The organism is Lentzea miocenica, from assembly GCF_033949945.1.
Taxonomy (GTDB): Bacteria; Actinomycetota; Actinomycetes; order Mycobacteriales; family Pseudonocardiaceae; genus Lentzea; species Lentzea miocenica.
On record NZ_JAXAVW010000113.1, the window covers coordinates 1 to 389 of the forward strand.

General features: G+C 66.1%; 1 protein-coding gene. It reads left to right on the top strand.

Annotation, left to right across the window (positions count from 1 at the left end; genetic code table 11):
- Nucleotides 1–389: glycoside hydrolase family 48 protein (locus tag SK803_RS46440; protein WP_319972655.1), on the top strand; the 389-nt coding region annotated here is incomplete at both ends.

Genomic DNA, 389 nt, shown 5'->3' on the forward strand with positions numbered 1-389 from the left:
ATACTTCCGCAAGTTCGGCGACCTGCTGGTGCCGTATCACTCGGTCGAGACGCTGATGGTCGAGGCACCGGACCACGGTCACCAGACCACCTCCGAGGCGTTCAGCTACTACCTGTGGCTGGAAGCGAGCTACGGCCGCGTCAGCGGTGACTGGGCACCGTTCAAGTCCGCCTGGGCGTCGATGGAGAGGTTCATCATCCCGGCCAAGGCCGACCAGCCGACCAACGACAAGTACAACGCGTCGAAGCCGGCGACCTACGCGCCCGAACACCCGCGGATGGACCGCTACCCGGCGGTGCTGGACAGCGCCATCCCGGTCGGCTCGGACCCGATCGCAGCCGAGCTGAAGGCCGCGTACGGCACCGATGACGTCTACGGCATGCACTGGT